The organism is Variovorax sp. KK3, assembly GCF_001984055.1.
GTDB lineage: Bacteria > Pseudomonadota > Gammaproteobacteria > Burkholderiales > Burkholderiaceae_C > Variovorax.
The window spans coordinates 1-4,045 of record NZ_LYVO01000160.1 but is presented as its reverse complement, the minus strand read 5'-3'; the positions used below and the strand labels follow the sequence as shown (position 1 = coordinate 4,045).

Sequence of the window (4,045 nt, the reverse complement as noted above, 5' to 3'; positions counted from 1 at the left end):
GAACATCCTGGCGCTGAACGCGGCAGTGGAAGCGGCTCGCGCCGGTGAGCAGGGCCGCGGCTTCGCGGTGGTGGCGGCCGAAGTGCGGAACCTGGCGCAACGATCCGCTGCAGCGGCCAAGGAAATCAAGAGCCTGATCGACGATTCGGTCGGCAAGGTGGACGCCGGCGCGGCGCTCGTGGGCGAGGCCGGCCGCACGATGCAGGAGGTGGTCGCCAGCGTCAAGCGCGTCACCGACATCATCGGCGAGATCACGGCCGCCAGCCACGAGCAGACGCTGGGCATCGAGCAGATCAACCAGGCCATCACGCAGATGGACCAGGTGACGCAGCAGAACGCCGCCCTGGTGGAAGAGGCCGCCGCCGCAGCCGCCTCGATGCAGGAGCAGGCCGGCAGCCTGGTGCAGTCGGTGAGCGTGTTCCGCCTGCAGGCCACCACCTGAATTTTGCGTCGCGGCCCTTCAAGGCCGGGGCGTTCTGCCGATATCTCCGTGGAGCAGGTCCGACTGCTCGCCCGAGCCGCCCAAGGCGCGGCCATTCGAGACGCAACCCGAGAAACAGCACCATGCTCATGAAGACCTCCGACCATTCGAAGCAGGCCGGCGCCGGCGCAGCCCATTCGTCCTCCACGCCTGCGGCCCGCCCGCTGGAATTTCTGTCCTTCACGCTGGGCGACGAGGAATACGGCATCGACATCCAGAAGGTGCAGGAGCTGCGCGGCTACGACGCGGTGACGCGCATCGCCAACGCGCCGGAGTTCATCAAGGGGGTGGTCAACCTGCGCGGGATCATCGTGCCGATCATCGACATGCGCATCAAGTTCGCGCTGGGCCAGCCGAGCTACGACCAGTTCACGGTGGTGATCGTGCTGAACATCGGCGGCCGCGTGGTGGGCATGGTGGTCGACAGCGTGTCGGACGTGATCACGCTGAGCGCGGACCAGATCAAGCCGGCGCCCGAGATGGGCTCGACTCTCGACACCGACTACCTGATCGGCCTGGGCACGCTCGAAGAGCGAATGCTGATCCTGGTGGACATCGACCGGCTGATGTCCAGCGACGAGATGGGCCTGGTCGAAAAGATCGCTGCCTGAACGCCGACGTCCCGACCCTCGGCCGACCCCACCCAGATTCCATTTCGAGTTTCAACATGAAGTCTTTCTCCAACCTCCGCATCGGCACGCGCCTGGCCCTGGGCTTCGGCGTGGTGCTGCTGCTCACCCTGCTGTCCGCCGCCTTCGCGTTGGTCAGCGCCAGCCGCAATGCCGAGGCCACGCGTGTCATGATGCAAAGCCCGCTGGTCAAGGAGCGGCTCATCTCCGACTGGTACGTGCTGACCTACTCGGCCATCGCCCGCACCGCCATGATCGCGCGCACCAGCGACGCGACTCTGCCCGTGACCTTTGCCGAGGTCATCGCCGACAGCACGAAGAAGGGCACCGAGACCATGGGCAAGGTCGAAGCCCTGCTCTTCACCGACGAGGAAAAGACGGCCTTCAAGTCCATCGTGGATCTGCGCGCCAAGTACCAGCTGGCCAAGGACGCGGTGCAGAAGGCCAAGGCCGGTGGCAGCGTGCAGGAGAGCGAGGCGGTCTACAAGGACGTCTTCCAACCCGCTGCCAAGGCCTACGAGAACGAAGTGCTGGCGCTGCTGTCCATCCAGCGCAAGGACATCGACCGCATGAGCGGCGAGATCGATGCGGCGAATGCGGCCAGCCTCAAGCTGCGGCTGGCGATGACCGCGCTGACGCTGCTGGCCGGCGCGGCCTGCGCCTTCCTGATCGCGCGCAGCATCACGCGGCCCTTGGGCCAGGCGGTGAAGGTGGCCGAGACCGTGGCCGGCGGCGACTTGAGCGCACGCATCGAGGTCGAGTCGCGCGACGAGACCGGCCAGCTGATGCAGGCGCTCAAGAACATGAACGAGAGCCTGGCGCGGGTGGTGACGCAGGTGCGCAGCGGCACCGACACCATCGCCACGGCCTCGGGCCAGATCGCGTCGGGCAACCAGGACCTCTCGTCGCGCACCGAGGAACAGGCCAGCTCGCTGCAGCAGACCGCGGCGTCGATGGAAGAGCTGACGAGCACCGTCAAGCAGAACGCCGACAACGCACGGCAGGCCAACCAACTGGCGCTGTCGGCGTCCGAAGTGGCCGTGAAGGGCGGCGAGGTGGTCAACCAGGTGGTCGACACCATGGGCTCGATCCATGCGTCGTCGAAGAAGATCGTCGACATCATCAGCGTGATCGACGGCATCGCCTTCCAGACCAACATCCTGGCGCTGAACGCGGCGGTCGAAGCGGCCCGCGCCGGTGAACAGGGCCGTGGCTTCGCGGTGGTGGCGGCCGAAGTGCGCAACCTGGCGCAACGCTCGGCAGCCGCCGCCAAGGAGATCAAGGGCCTGATCGACGACTCGGTCGGCAAGGTGGACGCCGGCTCCGAGTTGGTGGCCGAGGCTGGTCGCACCATGAACGAGGTGGTCGACAGCGTGAAGCGCGTGACCGACATCATGGGTGAGATCACGGCGGCGAGCCACGAGCAGACCCAGGGCATCGAGCAAGTGAATCAGGCCATCACGCAGATGGACCAGGTGACGCAGCAGAACGCGGCGCTGGTCGAAGAAGCGGCGGCTGCAGCGGCCTCGATGCAGGAGCAGGCCGCGAGCCTGGTGCAGGCCGTGGGCGTGTTCCGGCTGGGCGACGACCTTGCCGTGGCGAAGGTGCTGGCGCAGGCCAAGGCCACGAGCCGCAGCGTGCAGCCGCTGGTCAAGGTGCCCGTTCGCACAGCCGCTGCATCCGCGCCCGAACGCCGCGTGGCTGTCAAGCCAGCCGCCAAACCGGCCGCCAGCACCGCGGCGCCCTCCGGCGACTGGACGGAGTTCTAAGCACCTGCCTGCCCGCCCGTCCGACCCAGGTCCGGCCCCGTGTCCGCGGGCCCCATCACGAAGGTTGAAGAAAAATGCAGTGGTTCCAACGACTTCGCGTCAGTGCCCGGCTGATCCTGGCCTTTCTGGTGGTGGCCGCGCTGGGTGCCGTGATCGGCGCGCTCGGCATCTTCCACATGGGCCGCATCAGCGAGGGCACGAGCCGGCTTTATCACCGCGAGCTGCGCACGCTCGAAAGCGCGCAGGCCGCCAACATCCACCTGCTCTATGCCAGCCGGGCGCAGATGGGCCTGCTGTCGGCGTCGACCAAGGGCGAGCGCAATGCCGGCATCGCGGAACTCAGGAAGGCGGGCGCCGAGCTGGGCGAGCGCATGGCGCAGATCAAGCCGGTGCTGCTCGAAACGGACCAGGGCGCCAAGCTCTTCCAGCTCTACGAGTCGCGCGTGGCGCCCCTTCGCAAGCGCATGGGCGACTTCATCGAGCTGATCTCAGCGCAGTCGCTGGACAGCTCGCAGTTCGATGGCCGCGTGGGTGAAGAGAGCGCGCAGCTGCTGAAGGACTCGCGCGCGCTCGAAGAGGTGCTGGGCCAGATGGTGGCGCATGCCGACGGCATGGCCAAGGCCAGCATGGAAGGCGCCGAGGGCACCTTCAAGACCTCTCGCCTGGCGATGCTGGCCGTCGCCCTGGTCGGGCTGCTGGCCAGCGTGGGCCTGGGCGTGCTGGTGGCGCGGCTGCTGTCGCGCCAGCTCGGCGGCGAGCCGGCCTACGCGGCCGACGTGGTCGGGCGCATCGCCGGAGGCGATCTCACGGTGGGCGTGCAGGCGCGTTCGGCTGGCGAGGGCAGCGTGCTGCATTCCATCAAGCAGATGCAGGACCAGCTGACCGAGGTGGTGGTGCGCATCAAGCATTCGAGCGACGCCATCGCCACCGCGTCGAGCCAGATCGCGTCGGGCAACCACGACCTGTCGTCGCGCACGGAAGAGCAGGCCAGTTCGCTGCAGCAGACGGCGGCGTCGATGGAAGAGCTGACGAGCACCGTCAAGCAGAACGCCGACAACGCGCGGCAGGCCAACCAGCTGGCGCTCTCCGCTTCGGGCGTGGCCGTCAAGGGCGGCGAAGTCGTGAGCCAGGTGGTGGACACCATGGCCTCGATCCACGCCTCGTCG

General features: G+C 67.6%; 4 protein-coding genes. All 4 read left to right on the top strand.

The genetic code is table 11. From position 1 onward, the window contains the following. On the top strand, positions 1-442 hold a 442-nt coding region (locus B0W80_RS33825), incomplete at its 5' end, for a methyl-accepting chemotaxis protein (protein WP_256856766.1). Positions 443-564: 122 nt separating this feature from the next. Further along, on the top strand, positions 565-1,092 hold the full coding sequence (locus tag B0W80_RS33820) for a chemotaxis protein CheW (protein WP_256856765.1): 528 nt from the start codon (positions 565-567) through the stop codon (positions 1,090-1,092). A 56-nt stretch (positions 1,093-1,148) separates the two neighbouring features. Next, positions 1,149-2,879, top strand: coding sequence for a methyl-accepting chemotaxis protein (locus B0W80_RS33815; RefSeq protein WP_077003508.1), 1,731 nt, complete (start codon positions 1,149-1,151; stop codon positions 2,877-2,879). A gap of 74 nt (positions 2,880-2,953) precedes the next feature. Next, the coding region (locus B0W80_RS34580) for an MCP four helix bundle domain-containing protein (RefSeq protein WP_179107101.1) at positions 2,954-4,045 on the top strand (1,092 nt) is incomplete at its 3' end.